General features: G+C 40.5%; 18 protein-coding genes. 16 read left to right on the top strand and 2 right to left on the bottom strand.

All coding sequences use genetic code 11. The features are described 5' to 3' along the window. Positions 1–5: 5 nt before the first annotated feature. Positions 6–1,445, top strand: a complete 1,440-nt coding sequence (locus AC6UD6_RS04325; protein WP_500695795.1) for a zinc ribbon domain-containing protein — start codon at positions 6–8, stop codon at positions 1,443–1,445. A 97-nt stretch (positions 1,446–1,542) separates the two neighbouring features. Further along, entirely contained in the window at positions 1,543–2,742 is a 1,200-nt protein-coding gene (locus AC6UD6_RS04320; RefSeq protein WP_500695794.1) for a zinc ribbon domain-containing protein, read from the top strand. A 25-nt stretch (positions 2,743–2,767) separates the two neighbouring features. Here AC6UD6_RS04320 and AC6UD6_RS04315 read toward each other — a convergent pair whose 3' ends face one another. Next, positions 2,768–3,391, bottom strand: a complete 624-nt coding sequence (locus AC6UD6_RS04315; protein WP_500695793.1) for an SGNH/GDSL hydrolase family protein — start codon at positions 3,389–3,391, stop codon at positions 2,768–2,770. 124 nt (positions 3,392–3,515) lie between these two features. Here AC6UD6_RS04315 and AC6UD6_RS04310 point away from each other — a divergent pair, with 124 nt between their 5' ends. From AC6UD6_RS04310 to AC6UD6_RS04250, 13 genes are all read left to right on the top strand, one after another. Beyond that, positions 3,516–4,349, top strand: coding sequence for an alkaline phosphatase family protein (locus AC6UD6_RS04310; protein ID WP_500695792.1), 834 nt, complete (start codon positions 3,516–3,518; stop codon positions 4,347–4,349). 99 nt (positions 4,350–4,448) lie between these two features. Further along, positions 4,449–5,366 carry a ribonucleoside hydrolase RihC gene (rihC, locus tag AC6UD6_RS04305; protein ID WP_500695791.1) on the top strand — a complete coding sequence of 306 codons (918 nt, stop codon included), beginning with the start codon at positions 4,449–4,451 and terminating at the stop codon, positions 5,364–5,366. A gap of 146 nt (positions 5,367–5,512) precedes the next feature. Then, the gene (rsmG, locus tag AC6UD6_RS04300) at positions 5,513–6,235 is read left to right on the top strand and encodes a 16S rRNA (guanine(527)-N(7))-methyltransferase RsmG (RefSeq protein ID WP_500695790.1); all 723 of its coding nucleotides are present in this window, start codon (positions 5,513–5,515) and stop codon (positions 6,233–6,235) included. 15 nt (positions 6,236–6,250) lie between these two features. After that, on the top strand, positions 6,251–7,024 hold the full coding sequence (locus AC6UD6_RS04295) for a ParA family protein (RefSeq protein ID WP_500694026.1): 774 nt from the start codon (positions 6,251–6,253) through the stop codon (positions 7,022–7,024). Beyond that, positions 7,008–7,892, top strand: coding sequence for a ParB/RepB/Spo0J family partition protein (locus AC6UD6_RS04290; RefSeq protein WP_500695789.1), 885 nt, complete (start codon positions 7,008–7,010; stop codon positions 7,890–7,892). The genes AC6UD6_RS04295 and AC6UD6_RS04290 overlap by 17 nt, the downstream gene beginning before the upstream one ends. A gap of 13 nt (positions 7,893–7,905) precedes the next feature. Continuing rightward, complete coding sequence (locus AC6UD6_RS04285) at positions 7,906–8,097, top strand: DUF951 domain-containing protein (protein WP_500694024.1); 192 nt, start codon at positions 7,906–7,908, stop codon at positions 8,095–8,097. 14 nt (positions 8,098–8,111) lie between these two features. Then, positions 8,112–9,209, top strand: a complete 1,098-nt coding sequence (ychF, locus tag AC6UD6_RS04280) for a redox-regulated ATPase YchF (protein ID WP_500695788.1) — start codon at positions 8,112–8,114, stop codon at positions 9,207–9,209. 9 nt (positions 9,210–9,218) lie between these two features. After that, entirely contained in the window at positions 9,219–9,959 is a 741-nt protein-coding gene (locus AC6UD6_RS04275; RefSeq protein WP_500695787.1) for a DUF1129 family protein, read from the top strand. A gap of 138 nt (positions 9,960–10,097) precedes the next feature. Next, positions 10,098–10,784, top strand: a complete 687-nt coding sequence (gene croR, locus AC6UD6_RS04270; RefSeq protein ID WP_500694021.1) for a response regulator transcription factor CroR — start codon at positions 10,098–10,100, stop codon at positions 10,782–10,784. Positions 10,785–10,805: 21 nt separating this feature from the next. Then, complete coding sequence (locus tag AC6UD6_RS04265; protein ID WP_500695786.1) at positions 10,806–11,993, top strand: sensor histidine kinase; 1,188 nt, start codon at positions 10,806–10,808, stop codon at positions 11,991–11,993. Next, positions 11,974–13,263, top strand: coding sequence for a D-alanyl-D-alanine carboxypeptidase family protein (locus tag AC6UD6_RS04260; protein ID WP_500695785.1), 1,290 nt, complete (start codon positions 11,974–11,976; stop codon positions 13,261–13,263). The genes AC6UD6_RS04265 and AC6UD6_RS04260 overlap by 20 nt, the downstream gene beginning before the upstream one ends. 126 nt (positions 13,264–13,389) lie before the next feature. After that, positions 13,390–14,166: an AzlC family ABC transporter permease gene (locus tag AC6UD6_RS04255; protein ID WP_500694019.1), complete on the top strand. Its 777-nt coding sequence runs from the start codon at positions 13,390–13,392 to the stop codon at positions 14,164–14,166. A gap of 15 nt (positions 14,167–14,181) precedes the next feature. After that, positions 14,182–14,514 (top strand): AzlD domain-containing protein, encoded by a 333-nt coding sequence (locus AC6UD6_RS04250; RefSeq protein ID WP_500694018.1) that lies wholly within the window; start codon positions 14,182–14,184, stop codon positions 14,512–14,514. 71 nt (positions 14,515–14,585) lie between these two features. Here AC6UD6_RS04250 and AC6UD6_RS04245 read toward each other — a convergent pair whose 3' ends face one another. Further along, the gene (locus tag AC6UD6_RS04245) at positions 14,586–15,764 is read right to left on the bottom strand and encodes a class I SAM-dependent methyltransferase (RefSeq protein ID WP_500694017.1); all 1,179 of its coding nucleotides are present in this window, start codon (positions 15,762–15,764) and stop codon (positions 14,586–14,588) included. Positions 15,765–15,961: 197 nt separating this feature from the next. Here AC6UD6_RS04245 and AC6UD6_RS04240 point away from each other — a divergent pair, with 197 nt between their 5' ends. After that, complete coding sequence (locus tag AC6UD6_RS04240; protein ID WP_500694016.1) at positions 15,962–17,053, top strand: AI-2E family transporter; 1,092 nt, start codon at positions 15,962–15,964, stop codon at positions 17,051–17,053. The last annotated feature ends 3 nt before the right edge of the window (positions 17,054–17,056 follow it).

The raw sequence follows: 17,056 nt of genomic DNA, 5'->3' as shown, positions 1-17,056 counted from the left end.
TCAAAATGAGTGAAGAAGCGTCTTTTTGTCCCAATTGTGGACACCGAATTAATGCAAATGATGAGTTCTGCCCCAATTGTGGGTATAAACTAACTCCTAATGGATCACCAAAAGGTCAAGCAGGACCAAGTCGCAAGACATCAGGGAGTCGGCCCCTGCGTCAGACAAGTAACGTTAATCGTCCGCGAAAGCAAAAGAAGATGAAACCACTTACTAAAGTGATTTGGGTAATTGTGGTGGTCTTGGTAGTGGTACTTATCGGTGGTTACTTCTTTGGAAAGAATTACTATTCAAAAGCTAATCAAGTCGACCGGGTCATCTCAGCGATTAAGAATGATCAGGAAAAGAATTTAGCCAATGTGTCGGAAACAAACGACCCGAACTTTAAGATTAGTGGGAAAGCGATGAAGCCAACCATTAATTATTATGCTAGTAATAAGGACCAGTTATCAAAGCTTAGGAGTCAGTTCATGCGCGATAACGATAATCCGGTGACCGACAGCCTGCAATTTAAGCAGGACGGTAACACCTGGTTAGTTTTCCCTAAGTATAAACTGATGGTCAAACCCATTTATTCTAGTATTTCCACTAACCTGAATGGCGTCTCGTTGAGTGTGAACGGCAAGCAAATTACCAGCAACATGGGCAGTCAAAAGGTTAAGAAGATTGGGCCACTTGCACCAGGCCTTTATAACATTACCACTGCCGGAAAAGTCAATGGCCGTGAATTGCACAATAATGGTCAATTCGACTGGATTGATGGTGCCAGTTCAGCGTCCTTACCACTTCGAATTATCACCTTTACAGTGAAAGGGCAACCGGGATCAGACGTGTTGATTCAAAACAAGAAGGTTGGAACGATCGGTGACAATGGGAGCTTTAAGCTTTCTGACTACCCATTTAGTACGAACATGAACGTTCAAGTTCAGATGAAGGGCAAGTCCGGTAAATTAATTCAGAGTAAACCCTATAATTTAAAAGACAGTGATAATAACAACACGATTGAACCGAAGTTTGATGGGATTGCCACGAAAGATCAGGCTGATCAGGTCTTGAATCCGCTCTGGACTCAGGTGAGTGGTGCCGGTAACGACGTTGATATTTCCCATTTCTTTGACGGTGGAAATGGTAGTCCTGCTTGTCAGGATATGCTTAAGATGGTCAAAAGTTATAATGACAACGATAAAATTGAGTCATTTGAAACTAGTGAAAGGACCGAATCGGTAGCACCTTATGATAGTGGGGAGACGCAAGTCACTTATCAGGTCGATTATACTTTCGATAACAATGACGACGATGACAATAGTTCGGTTCGTCACCAGACGTTTGAATACAATGCCATCTTGGTCAAAAATCCTGGCAGTGATGATTCTGATGATCTTCCGTTTATCATCAAGAGTAACCAGTCAGTTAAGAAAGTATCGGATAGTACCGATAACGATTAATAGTAATTTAGAAAAGAAACGAGCATTCTGTGCTACGTTTCTTTTTGTTTGGTGTATGTTATGATTTCCTCAATATTATAAAAGGATGGAAATTAGATTGGCAGAAAAACGTAAATCACATAAATTCTTGGCCTTTTTACTCGTGTTGGAAATTATCATTGTGATTGTGGTCGGAGTTTCCGGGACAAAGTATTATTCAAAAAAAGCCAGTGGTGACCGCTTGGTGAATGCCCTGCGTAATCACGAACAAAAGCAGGTGATTGCCGGAATCAAAATTGACGGGCAAACGGGTACTCCAAGTGAAGAGGCCCTTCAACCCCTTGTTAACGATTTCGATCAAAATTCCGAAGCAGTTAATCGGCTCAAGATGCAGATTAACGGTGAAAAAGTGGCTGAAAGCAACTTGGTTTATAAACAAACGGGGAAGAATTTCCTGGTATTTCCACGTTATCAACTGGTAGTTAAACCAATTGGTCCTAAAATTAAGACCAATCTTTCAGAAGCCAACGTGACAATTGATGGAAACAAAGCAGGTAAAACGGATGGTAATGGGGAGCTGAACGTGAAGTCACTCATCCCGGGAGTTCATCAGATTGAGGCGACTGCCAAGGCTGGTGGTAAACAGCTTAAGACTTCCGGTCAGTTTAGTCTGATGAAGTCATCTGATACGGCGCACCTGACGTTTAACGTGGTTTCGTTTGGGCTTCAAAGTGTCCCAAACGCCATCGTCTACGTTGACAATCATCCGGTTGCTCAAATTGGTGAAAACGGCAAGGCGAAGGTCAATAATTTACCCATTGGTGATGATTCATCAATCTGGGCCACTCTGAGTGTTGACGGCAAACCAATGAAAAGTGATGTTCAGTACCTCGGGATGAAGAATAATCACTCTGAGATCAAACTCCCGTTTAAAAAGCTCGTTGATAAAAAGGCAGCAACTGGTCTGCTTAAAGCCGTGTGGGAGCCACTGAACCATGACGTTTTTGACGAAAAGTCAGCTGATCAAGTTCAGTACGACCAAAACTTTGTTGGAGGAAAAAGTAACCCAGCCTATAATCAGATGATTACGATTGCGAAAAAGGATCATGAACCAGATGTTAAAGATCTTCAAATTAAGGTAAACGTTAAAAGGGTTACAAGTATTGGTGAGGGGAAAGCCACCGTTGACTTTGCGGTTCAAACTGATTCAACTAACGATCAGGGCCAAAAAGCGTCAAAAACGACCAATTATCGGGCTGATGTTAAGCAAGATGTTAATAATCAACTCAAACTTAAGGGTCTGGATGAGGTTAAATAAAAAAGGAAACCAATTATGGCTCCTTTTAGTTGACGTTTGCTTTAATAAATTTGGCAATGATTTCGGCCATCATTTTGTAAGTAGTCGAATTAGGGTGAAGACGATGGTCATGTAGTCTTGTTCTATAATTATCGTCGTCGACAATGGTCGGTGCCACCTTACGCCAGTTCAGATACGGAATGTTATTTTGGCGGTAGACGGTGGTTAAGCCGCAAAGGAGCTGCCCAAACGTGTAGTGGGCAAGTCCCTCAATGTTGTAGTTATCGGTGCCACCATCGAAGCGGTTCAATGGAAGGATTCCCAGAATTTGAATGGACGGATTTTCGATCTTGATTTGCTGGATGTTTTCATTTAACATCCTTTTAACGACTTCTAAAGTATCGTAGCGGTGGGCAAAATCGTTGGTACCATAAAAGATCGTGGCGATGTCGTAGTCACCAAAATTGTTGTGGTTAACCTGATAGGTTAAGTCCAGCTCACAATTTCCGGTAATGGTACCAGCATTCTGGCCCGCGTTTTTGATGAAGTTAAATGGTAAAATTTGACCTAAATAATAGGGCCAATTGTGCACTAAATCTTTTTCTCCGTCAAAACCACGAGTTAACGAGTCACCTAATAATATGATGTTGTCTTCATTAATTGATTTCATTTTTTAAACCTCGGTTGTGAATTGTGATACTATCATTTTACTGCTAAGTCAATTGACATGGGCATTTTATTATTGCATTATAGAATATAATTAAATTTTATTAAGTTGCATGGGAGATGAAAACGTGAGTTATAAAAGGGTAATTGTTGTGGATTTAGCATCACTCGGATTACGCTCGGACAATGAAGCAGAACAACTTAACGCTTCAAGCGATAACATCCTTTCACACGTTTTGAATCAATCCTCAAAGTCAGATTTACCATCGCTTCGGCGGTTGGGCCTTTTTAACATCTTTTTTGATGGGGAGCGTTCTTCATCAGATGAAGTCAATCCCGAGGGCGCTTACGGATTAGTTCGAACTAATTCCGTTGTTAATCGACCCGCATCCGGACTGCGAGAAATGTTTGATTGTGCCGTTAATTCACGTGTGTCAAGCGTCTTTGAAGAGGTTTATAAAGCGGAAAAGAGTTCCGTGATCATTTCCCGGTTTGTGGAATATCTTCAGGTTCAGGACTTTTCCAGACGGATTCAGGTACCCGATAATACCTCTGCTTTTGTTGAATTAAATCATCAGCTGGAAAAGGTTCGGAGCGGTTTTATTTACGTTCAAGTTCCAGATCTTCAGACCTCCGCTATGGAGGGTGATTTGGATCAATTCTCTTCAGAACTAAGGAAAGTTGATGTCATGTTATCAGAACTGATGGATTCTTTAGAGGATGATGACTTGTTGATTGTTACCTCAAGTCGGGTTGGTGATTCACAAACCCAGGATGGGTTATCGACTTACAAGATTTTACCAGTAATGTTGTATGATAACCAATCAACTGATCGCCACATTGAAGATGTTAATAAAGTAAGTGTGATTGGCGGAACGGTTCTAGATGGATTAGGAATCCTTGATCGAGTAAAACGACCATCAATAAGTTTACTTCCATACTTAAAAAAAGAGACAGCTTAGGCCGTCTCTTTTTTGATTGCTTTTAAGCTGAAGCAGCTAATTCAATTATGCGTGTGGTAAACTTGACTAATAACGACGGATTTAAAACGGAGGGATATTATGCAAAAAATTATTATGGACATGGACCCAGGAATTGATGATGCAGCAGCTTTGTCAGTGGCACTCAATGAGCCAAAACTGGATGTGGACTTGGTGACCACCGTCGCTGGAAACGTAACGGTTGATAAAACGACGATTAATGCCCTTAAAATTATTAATTTTTTTCATGATGGTGAGCGGGTCAAAGTCGCTAGTGGGGCCGCAAATCCCTTAATAAAGCCGTTTGAAGATGCAGCTCGGATTCACGGTGAGTCTGGGATGCGCGGTTATGATTTTACGGGTGAACTGCCAGAGCCATTGAAAATGACCGCGGTGAAAGCCCTTCATGACCACATTATGGACAGTGAAGAACCAGTCACGTTGGTCGCAACGGGATCTTATACCAACGTTGCTCTCCTACTGTCTGAATATCCAGAAGTAAAAGCCAAGTTAGTGCAGATTGTTGCCATGGGCGGAGCACTTGGACGTGGTAACATGACCAGTGCCGCTGAATTTAATGTCTTTACTGACCCTGATGCGGCCAAAATAATGTATCAAAGTGGTGTTTCAATTGTGATGATTGGACTTGATGTGACCAAGAAGGCTCTTCTTACTAACGAAACTTTAGCTGAAATTAAGGAAATGAATCGAGCGGGAGAGATGCTCTCTGCCATTATCACTAGTGATGGGGATCAAAGTAATGCAGGCGTGGCCATGCACGATGTTAATACGATTTTCTACCTGTTACACCCAGAATTACTTACTACTGAAGAGATGTGGATTGATATTCAAACTAGTGGACCAGCCAATGGCGCCACCGTTGGTGATATTCGTGGTGCTTATCATCATGGTCAAACCAATGCTAAGGTTGCCGTTGACATTGACGCCCAAGCGTTTAATGACTGGTTTAAGTCTGAAGTTCAAAAGATGCCAGATTAAACGGAACGGGGTAAATTTCTCGGTGACTTTTTTCCTTTTTTTGGTAACGAAATCTTTAAATTTTCGTTATAATGAATAAAGGGTCTAATTTAAATTGGTTTAACTTTAATTAGTTTCCAATTGTTTGTTTTACATAGGAGAAGTAAATGAATCCAGAACAGTTTAAAGCGGCATTGTTAAAACACAATGTCTCACTATCGGACTTTCAAGTAGAACAGTTTAAAAAGTACTACGAACTCTTAGTGTCCTATAATCAAAAGGTGAATTTGACGACCATCGTTGAACGTGACGACGTGTATTTAAAGCACTTTTACGATTCACTTACTCCCGTTTTTTACATACCAGAGCTTAAAAAGCCAAGGTCAATTGTAGACGTTGGTGCGGGGGCAGGGTTTCCGTCAATCCCACTTAAGATTATTAATCCCGATTTAGAGGTCACCATCGTGGACTCACTTAATAAGCGAATTGTTTTTTTGAAACAACTAGTTAGTGAACTGGGATTGACTGACGTGCGCCTTGTTCATGCTCGTGCCGAGGAATTTGGTGGAAAGCGGTCAAATGATCGCGAACAATTTGATTTTGCAACCGCACGGGCACTGGCTCGGTTGGGTGTGATGTCTGAGTTGTGCCTCCCACTGGTTAAGATCGGCGGCAAGTTAATTGCGTTAAAGGCCGCTAGGGCTCCTGAAGAACTGAAGGGAGCTCAGAAGGCAATTACAACTTTAGGTGGTAAAGTCGAAAGTGACTTTGAGTTTAAATTACCGGAAAACGATGAAGTAAGAAATATAATTGTCATTGATAAAGTCACCAAGACACCAAAGAAGTATCCAAGAAAAGCTGGAACTCCAAATAAGGATCCGATCAAGTAAGAAGGAGGGAACAACATGGGAACCGTTATATCGCTTGCAAATCAAAAGGGTGGCGTTGGTAAGACCACGACTGCTGTTAATCTGGGGGCTGACCTAGCCACAAAGGGCAAGAAAGTCTTGCTGGTTGATGCCGATGCCCAGGGAAATGCCACTAGTGGCGTTGGTCTTAGTAAGCAAAAAATTAATAAAGATATTTATGATGTTTTAGTTAATGAAGAGCCGATTGAAGACGTTATTCTACATTCAGCTCATCAAAATCTCGATATTGTTCCTGCTACCATTCAATTATCTGGAGCAGAGATTGAGTTGACCCCCATGATGGCGCGTGAGACTCGATTGAAAACGGCACTTGAGAGTGTCTCTGACAAGTACGATTACATTTTAATTGATTGCCCACCTTCTTTAGGATTAATCACGATTAACGCTTTTACTGCCAGTGATTCGATTTTGATCCCGGTTCAGTCTGAGTATTACGCCTTAGAGGGACTGAGCCAATTACTTAATACCATTGGTTTGGTACAGAAACACTTTAATCCCAACCTCAAGATTGAGGGAGTGTTATTGACTATGTTTGATTCCCGTACTAATCTTGGAGCACAAGTCAATGGTGAGGTTAGAAAGTTTTTTAAGGATAAGGTGTACACCACCGTCATCCCCAGAAACGTTCGTTTATCGGAAGCTCCCAGTCATGGACTGCCGATCATTGACTATGATGCCAAATCAAAAGGCGCCAAAGTATACATGGAATTGACAAAGGAAGTGTTAGCTGCCCATGACCAACAAAAATAGTAAGGGATTAGGACGTGGAATTGAAGCATTGTTTAAAGACAATGACGTTAATAGTAATGACGAAGCAGTTGTTGATCTTGACCTAACCGAAATTTCGCCTAATCCTTATCAACCAAGAAAGAAATTTGATCAGAAGGCTCTTGACGATTTAACCCAGTCCATTAAAGAATCAGGAGTTTTTCAGCCAATTATTGTGCGCCACGATGTTGATAATCATAATTACCAGATTATTGCTGGTGAACGTCGATTTCGGGCATCTAAAGCTGCCGGAAAGACCAAAATTCCGGCAATCATTCGTGATGCTACCGAAGAGCAAATGATGGAAATCGCTGTAATGGAAAACTTACAGCGTGAGGACCTTAATCCACTAGAAGAAGCTCAAGCGTACGATACTTTAATGACGAAACTGAATTTAACGCAAGCACAAGTTTCAGAGCGTTTAGGTAAGAGCCGCCCTTACATTGCCAATTATCTTCGTTTGCTGGGGTTGCCACAATCCGTTAAGGATATGCTTCAAAAAAAGCAACTTTCAATGGGGCAGGCCCGGTCCCTTTTATCAGTCAAAGAAAAATCACAACTTTTGAATTTAGCTGCTAAGGCTAAGGATGAAACCCTCACGGTTAGACAGTTAGAAAAGTTAATTGCCAAGGCTAATAAGGCTCACTCAACCAAGAGTAAACGACCAGTGAAAAAGTCCAAGTCTCCCTACATTAAGGAGAGCGAGGACCAGCTTCAAGATAAATTTGGAACTAAAGTTTTGATTAATGAGACCAATTCTAAGCTTGGTAAGGGACAAATCCAGATTGATTATATGTCAAGCGAAGATTTGAACCGAATTTTAGACCTATTGGATATTCATCTCGACTAGGGAGGATATTTTTATGTATGGAATGCATGATATCGTTGAAATGAAGAAACAGCATCCCTGTGGCACCAATCGATGGGAAATCATTCGAATGGGTGCTGACATTAAGGTTCAGTGCATGGGATGTGGTCACATTGTGATGATCAGTCGACGACAATTTGAGAAACGTTTGAAGAAAATACTAGAAAAACACGAAGAAATTAATTAAAAGAGGTAAGCAGGATGTCTTTAACAGCGGGAATCGTTGGGTTGCCGAACGTTGGTAAGTCAACACTTTTTAATGCCATTACTAAAGCTGGTGCTGAAATGGCTAACTATCCTTTCGCAACGATTGATCCAAACGTAGGAATGGTAGAAGTGCCAGATAAACGGCTGGACCGGATTCAGGAGTTAATCCCGGCTAAAAAGGTGGTACCGACTACTTTTGAATTTACCGATATTGCGGGGATTGTAAAGGGTGCTAGTAAAGGTGAAGGGCTTGGAAACAAGTTTCTTGAAAACATTCGTCAAGTGGACGCCATTGTCCACGTTGTTCGGGCTTTTGATGATGACAATATCACCTCAGTTACGGGAACCGTTGACCCCATTGGCGATATTGAAACGATCAACGTCGAACTTGGAATTGCTGATTTAGATGCCGTTGATAAACGAATTGGAAAAGTTCAAAGAGCAGCAAAGGGTTCAGATGAAGCCAAGGAAGAACTAGATGTTTTAAACAAGATTAAACCAGTACTTGAAGATGGCGGAGCTGTCCGCGATATTGATTTTGATGAAGACGAGCAGAAGATCGTTAAGGGATTGTTTCTTTTGACTTCTAAACCCGTCTTGTATGTCGCTAACATCAGCGAAGAATCGATGGCGGATCCAGAAAGTGACAAGTACTTTAAAATGGTTAAAGACTATGCTCAAAAACACGGTGCGCAGGCAATTGGAATTGCTGCCGAAACCGAGCAGGAAATCGCTGAACTAGGTGATGATGATAAAGCTGACTTTCTTGAGGCTGAGGGGGTTAGTGAACCCGGTCTAAATAAGTTGATTCGTGCTTCATACAAATTACTTGGGCTCGAAACCTTCTTTACTGCAGGTGGCAAAGAAACGAAGGCGTGGACCTTTAAAAAGGGTACTAAGGCACCTCAAGCCGCTGGAATTATCCATTCTGATTTTGAACGGGGCTTTATTCGAGCTGAGATTATGTCCTTTGAAGACCTAGATAAATACGGAAGTGAAAATGCCGTTAAAGAGGCCGGGAAATTGCGGGTTGAAGGTAAAGATTACGTCATGCATGATGGAGACATTGCAGAATTTAGGTTCAACGTCTAGGAGGAAATTATGAGCGAGGAAGATAATCGAAAACGAAATGCTAAAGCAAAACAGCATCAACATCACTCAAACACTAAGATTGCTGAACGAGAACAATTTGATCACGTTGGTTTGACCAAGAGAAATGCTGAATACATGTATAAATTTAAGCAGGAACTTTCGGAAACCAAATTGGAACCAGAAAAGCAAGCTGCTCAGATCAGTACGATGGTGAACGAACTAAAAAAGGCCCAAAAGAGTGGGGTGACCGCAAAGAATCTGTATGGAACAGTTGCTCAAAAAGTGCAGGTTACGGTTCACCCGCCAAAGAAACCCCAAAAAATGACACCCATCACCTACGTAATTGATGCCACGTACAACTTTTTGTGGTTTTTGGTCCTATTCTGTTTCTTGTACGCAGCCATGTTCTTCATTAATTCCTCGCAAGCATCAAAGGGTGGTGTAATGGGGATCACTGGCATCTTCGTTTCCTCGATTGTTGCTGGTGCAGGGATGCCACTTATGACTAACTTGTTTGCTCCGGGAGTAAAACATAAATATAATGGCATCATTCGAGCTTTGATGATGGTTCTATTGTTCGCAATTTGGATGCTAGTCTTCTTTGGCGGAACGTATATTCCGAGAGTGATTAACCCGATTACCAGTCCGATTGTTGATGCAGTGATTGGTGTAATTGGAATTGCGGGAATTTTGTACATGCGTCATCGTTTCCCAATTACCAATGGACTATTTACCGGGAACCGAAATTAATTAATGAATCGTGGATCAACTGGTCTACGATTTTTTTGATGTGAAAGTTTAAATGTTTATAATATTAAAACAATTTTGGTTAATCTCTGTTTTCAATCTGATAAACTGAAAGAAAATAGTGAATTAGAGGTAATTAAAATGAAAATTTTAGTTGTTGATGACGATAAAGAAATCGCACAGTTATTAGAAATCTACATTAAAAACGAAGGATACGAACCAATCTCAGCCTATAACGGTAGTGATGCCCTCTCACTTTTGCGCACTGAGCCAGACATTGGCTTGGTAATTTTAGACATCATGATGCCGGAAATGAGTGGGATTGATGTTATTAAAGAAATCCGTAAAGACTCCCAGATTCCGATCATTGTGTTGTCCGCTAAAACGGCTGATATGGATAAAATTCAGGGATTGGTTTCTGGAGCTGATGATTATGTCACCAAGCCATTTAACCCATTGGAAATCATGGCACGGGTTCGTTCCCTGCTTAGAAGAAGTCAAAACGATGTCACTAAGGACAAGCCTGACATTTTAAACGTGGGTCCACTGACTATCAATAAGGATTCACACGAAGTTAAGACGGAAGACGGCAAAGAAATCCAGTTAACCGCTCTGGAGTTTGGTATTTTGTACCTTCTTGCTAGCCATCCTAACCGGGTCTTTTCAGCTGATGAGATTTTTGAGCGCGTTTGGAAACAAGAAAGTATCATTTCAGCTAAAACCGTCATGGTCCACGTCAGTCATTTACGTGACAAGATTGAAGAAGCTACTGGCGGTGAAAAAGTGATTCAAACCGTTTGGGGCGTCGGCTACAAAGTGGAAGCATAAATAATAAGAGGAATCTTGAGTTTGAAATTAACGACGAAAGAAAAAACTGAATTATTTGTTGAAGGAGTAGTTACTTTAATATTATTACTCCTTTTAAACTTGGCGATTACCGTGATTATCACTGAATCAATCGAGAGTAACCCGGGTCTAAGGGACGGAATCTTCATCATTAAGCAATCGGTAACCTTTGGCCCGATGCATTTTCGACTACTTAGCTGGGAGAATCTCTTCATCATTGCTATGGGCGTAATCGATGTCATTATTATTTACTGGCGGTTGATTCGGCGCTATCATCAAATGCAACTCCGCCACATTATTTCGGAATTGCATTACATTGCGAACGGGCATTTTGACCATCGAATTCCCTTTGAATTAAAGGGAGATACCGAGCGGGTCATTCAAAGTATTAACGCGCTTGTTGATAGTGTTATTGAATCCATGAATGATGAGCGAGAGGTGGAAGCTTCAAAGGACAAATTGGTCACTAGCGTTAGTCATGATTTAAGAACGCCACTAACTTCAATTCTGGGATACCTTGGTCTCATTGAAGACGGTCAGTATCAAAATGAAGACGACATTTTAAAGTATTCACATATTGCTTATTTAAAGGCGCAACAAATGAAACAATTAGTGGATCGGCTTTTTGAGTATGCTAAGGCGGGCGACAAGTCTAAGCCTTCGCAAAAAATTGATAACATTGATGTGAATGCGCTATTAGAGCAGCTTCAGACCTCATTTAAACTTGATGCATCTAAGCACAAGATGACGATTGAAATGAAGCCACTCAAGCACGATATTTCGATCAAAGCCAATGCGGAGTCGTTAGGTCGGGTATTTAATAATCTGATCTCGAATGCTTTTAAGTATGGAAAGGGTGGACGTCATATCTATCTTTCTGCTAAGCCATTTAGTAGTGAAGGAGTTGAAATTATCGTTTCAAACGATGGCGAACAGATCCCTAAGGGGTCGCTAGATCACATCTTTGATCGTTTTTACCGGGTCGAGGAGTCACGAAATACCAAAACTGGTGGAACTGGTTTAGGACTTGCCATTGTTCGTGAGATTGTCACCAATCAGGGAGGTTATATTAACGTTTCTTCAACGAAAAAATTAACCGCGTTTAAGATTTACCTTCCGTTAGATGTTAAGCATCCATTACGGAAAAATAAACATGTGATAGGAGAGAAAAATGCAAACCAAGAAAAGTAATCATAGTGGTCATCAATTTCTCGTTTCATTTTTAATCATGACGTTAGCGCTCGTTTTAATGATTCCAGAGACCTTGGCAAAGGCTAACTCGAACGAAATCGATAGTAAAGCTGCCATTGCAGTGGACGCTAAATCAGGACAGATTATTTATCAAAAAAACGCTGCTAGAAACCTACCGGCAGCCTCGATGAGTAAGTTACTCACCGCATACATAGTTCAAAAACGAGTTCATGATCATCAATTGAAATGGGACACTAAGGTGGATATTTCACCTGCAGTTGCCAAATTAAGTACCAAAAAAGGGTTCACCAACGTTAAATTAGAGGCCCATAAGAAATACACGGTAAGGGCGCTCTATTCAACGGCCCTGATTGGTTCAGCTAACGCGAGTGCGATGGCGCTTGGTGATAAAATCTCTGGTAACAGTGAAAATTTTGCCAAAACCATGCGAATAACTGCCAAAGAATTGGGAATTAAAGACGCCAAATTCTATAATGCCTGTGGTCTGACTAACAAACAGGTTGCACCGATGAATTTACCAAGGGTGACTGGCGATTCTGAAAATGAAATGTCAGCAAAAGACACGGCAATTATCTCTTCCAAAATTATTTCGCAGTATCCTGATGTTTTAAAAACCACTAAGAAAACGCAGTATACCTTTGGTGATACTGATAAGAAACCGCAAGAAGTTGTCAAGACCTCTAACGAAATGTTGAAGGGACAACGATATTACGATCCAGCCTTAAACGTTGATGGTCTAAAAACGGGAACTTCTAAGAAAGCGGGCGAAAACTTCGCGGGGACTTTAGATAATCACCATGGTCACCGCATTATCACAGTAGTTATGGGTGCTAAGCCTAATCAACGGTTTATCGTTACTAAGAACTTAATGGAACACGTAATCAAGAATTATCGCCCCATGGAGTACGATAACGATCAATTTACCGAGAATCATCTAAAGGTGATTAACGGGAAAAAACGGTCGGTTAAAGTCAAGATGAGCAAACCAGTTACCCTGTGGGGCAAGGTTTCTCAACCAAATGAATTTAGCGACCAAATTATACTTGATTCAAAGCATGCTAAAGACAATGCGGTATCAGCTCCTGTGCTTAAAAATCAGGAAGTTGGAACGAATCAGGTTGGATTTAAAAATCAGAAGGTGGAATTTTTAAATCATGATGGTGGAAAAGCACCAATCGTTACTTGTCAAAGCGTTGATAAGGTTGGCTTCTTTTCGAGATTGTTCCGTGAAATTGTGGAATTTTTCTGATAATTACCATTAGAACAAAATTATGGTTTGTTATTTTGCCATTTTTTCTTATAATGAACAATGTACGCAAAAAGTTAATTAATTTTTTTAGGTTATTTATTCAAGAAATCAAGTGGAGGATTTCAATTGACAAAATTAGTACCGAATCCTAATGAACCTACTTGGAAAGCCAATTTCAAGGTCTCGTTTCCCTTAGACTTGAGTTACATTCCAATTGGTTTGGCGTGTGGGATTTTGCTACACGCCGCGGGATTTAACACGTTTAACACGATTTTGGTATCACTACTGGTTTTTTCCGGTGGTGCCCAATTTTTGATCGCATCCATGTTAACCATTAATTCACCACTTCTAACGATTGTGTTGATGCTGTTTTTCCTAGAGCTGAGATACGCATTATTAGGATCGAGTCTTTCTAAGTATCTTCACGGGCAGAACACGCTCTTTACGTTCTTTTTTGCCTGTTCTTTAAATGACGAAAATTACGCTGTGAACTATTTAAAGTTTTCAACTGACAAGAAATGGACCCCGAAGGATGCGTTGCAAGTAGAACATTTTACGTTATTTTTCTGGACCATTAGTAACTTAGTGGGGAGTTTAATTGGGTCAGCTCTTACAATTGATCTAACCGTGGTGCATTTCGCACTCACAGCGCTCTTCTTGTATATGATTGTGATGCAGTTAAAGGATTTGCTAAAAGTGTTTATTGCACTTTTTGCTGCTGGCCTTGCGATCTTCTTCTTAGTGTTAACTAAATCAACACTCGGATTAGTTGCGGCGACGTTAGTTGCATCGTTCGTCGGTTTCTTGCTTGATAAATACTTTCGGAGTCGAAAACGGAAGACCAACAAGAAAAGTATTTTTCTTAAGACGTTTAAAAACCCTGCGGGGACACCGAAGGAATAAGTTGGGAGAATTGTTATGAAATGGGATGCGATGCAACACTTTCTGTTAATATTGCTGTGTTTTTTAGTTGCTTTAGCTCCAAGATTTATACCATTAGCATTTTTTAGAAAGCGCAAAATTCCAAAGTGGTTTACCGAATGGATGGAATTTGTACCAATTTGTCTGTTTACTTCACTGGTAGTAAAGGATATTTTTATTAATCAGTCATATGCCTTTTCGATTAGTGGTCAGGGACCAGAGTTAATCGCTGCCGTGTTGGTAATTGGGATTGCTTACTGGACCCGATCTATGCTAGTTTCAGTGATGGCAGGACTAGCGGCGGTGTTTCTGTTAACGTTTGTCCTTTAATGAATATTTGATAACAAAAAGACGTAACTTTAATTGATGAAGTTACGTCTTTTACTATCTATTATATTAAGTTATTTGTACATGTAGTCACGGGTCATTGGAAGTGATGCACCAGCCGGTCCCTTTGAAATGAGGTACTGCATGACATCGATATTTCCAACCTTAAATGAAGCGGCACAGGCTTGAAGGTACAAGTCCCACATGCGGCAGAAACGTTCGTCAAACATATTTTCAATTTCTTTTCGGTGCGCATTGAAGTTTTTGTCCCATGTTTCCGTAGTCTTCTGGTAGTGTCTTCTTAGTGATTCAAGATCGTAGATTTGCATGCCATTATCAATAATATGGTCTAAGTTTTCGGTCAAACCAGGGATGTAACCCCCAGGGAAGATCCACTTATTTAACCAACCATTGATCGCACCACCCTGTTGTCTGGTAATTCCATGGATGAGGGCGTTTCCGTTTTTCGCTAAGTGGTCTGAAACGACCTTGAAGTATTCATCAAGATTTTCTTTCCCAACGTGTTCAAACATTCCAACAGACGTGATGTAATCCCACTTTTCTGACTTTGGTAGTTCACGGTAATCTTGAAGGCGGACTTCAGCGACGTCTTCAAGACCGTATTTTTTGATCTGTTCGTTAACGTAGTCGCATTGTTCCTGACTAAGGGTCACACCAGTAACCTTTAGGTCGTATTCTTTAGCGGCAACTAACATTAAAGTACCCCAACCACAACCGATATCTAAAAGAGTACCACCAGGCTGTGGGTTTAGTTTCTTGATGATGTGATGAACTTTATTCATCTGAGCATCGTACAGGCTATCTTCTGGACTTTCCCAGTAACCACATGAATAGGTCATGGTCTTATCAAGCCAAATTTTGTAGAATTCATTTCCGATGTCATAATGCTTTTGCACATCTTTTTTACTTGCTGCTTCTGAATGAGAAGACTTTGGTAGCCACTTAATGAATTTCTTGTTGTGTAAGAAACTGCTGCTATCCAGGTAAGCTGCTGCAACTAAATCTTCTAAAGAAATCCCTTCAACAGTGATTACACCATCCATGTATGCTTCACCTAAAGCGATTGAAGCATTACTGGTAATATCTTTAATTGGAATTGCTTTGTGGATAGTAATGTGAGCTTTAGGCTCACCCTTACCATAAGTCTTGGTAGAACCATCCCAGTATGTTACCTTTAATGGAATATTAAAACTGTGTTTGATAAATTCACTGTAAAACGTCTTTTCAAGCATATAAAAACCTCTCTTTAATTCAATAGTTATATGGCCATTATAACCTTTTTTTGTGAAACTCGTAAAATAGACTGACATGAATTTTAACAAATTACATTAGATGCTATAATAAAAATATTACGTATTACTATTAAAATTGATTTGAGTAAAGTGTTAAATACGAATTATGAATGGAGAGGGGATGGATTAAAACCAAAATGGAGAATTTAACTAATTGGTGGCAAAAATTTTTAAATAACACAAAATTAAGACGGGCAGTGGTCTTGTTGCTAATTGTCGTTGTTCTGTATCTCTGTCGGTCAATGATGACCACCATTCTTCTGACCTTTATCTTTACGTTATTAATAACCAAGTTAGTACTTTGGATTCGTGCCCGGATTAAGATTCCGATTCCAATCTTGGTCATTGTGATTTACCTATTAATTGTGGGGGCCATTGTACTGGTGAGTGTCCTGTACCTCCCCCAGATTGCTGAGCAGGGAGTTGAAATAACCAAGACGCTAATTACCTTTTATGAAAGTCCCCATTCGATTAAAAACCCAGAATTACGTTCGTGGGTTTTATGGTTACTAAAGAACTTTAATGTACCAAACCAGATTAAGGGAAGTATGAACCTGATTTGGAGTTACATTACAAGCATTGGTTCAACTGGGATTGCTATGTTCTTGTCACTACTTTTGAGTTTCTTTTTTACCTTGGAACTTAAGCAGGTGAAGCGCTTTTCTAAGAAGTTTTTAACCAGTACCTTTGGGTGGTTCTTCTCGGATATCCTGTTTTTCGCGAAGACTTTCGTCAAAACCTTTGGGGTCGTGATTGAAGCCCAATTCTTTATCGCAATCTGTAACACGACGATTACCACGATTTGTTTATGGATCATGCAGATTCCACAGCTTTTGATCTTAGCTGTCATGATTTTCTTCTTGAGCCTCATTCCGGTGGCTGGGGTTATCATTTCGTTAATTCCTCTAACCTTGATTGGTTATACTGTAGGTGGATTTAGATACGTGGTATACATCTTCATCATCATTATGTTGGTTCATCTACTTGAAGCATACGTGTTAAACCCCAAGTTCATGTCGGCTAAGACCGAACTACCAATCTTCTTTACGTTCGTGGTCCTCCTGGTTGGTGAACACATCTTTGGAACGTGGGGATTAATTGTTTCGGTTCCTGTTTTCACCTTTTTACTGGACGTCTTAGGAGTCCAAAACGTTGATGAAGTGGCGAGAAATCGAAAACCAGGTTGGTTTAGTAAGATCAGTAAGTTAGTGAAAAAAAGTTTTAAATGATGT

The organism is Fructilactobacillus sp. X8R2C1, from assembly GCF_059900955.1.
The sequence above is the reverse complement of the archived record's forward strand: the minus strand, read 5'-3'. Positions and strand labels throughout refer to the sequence as shown.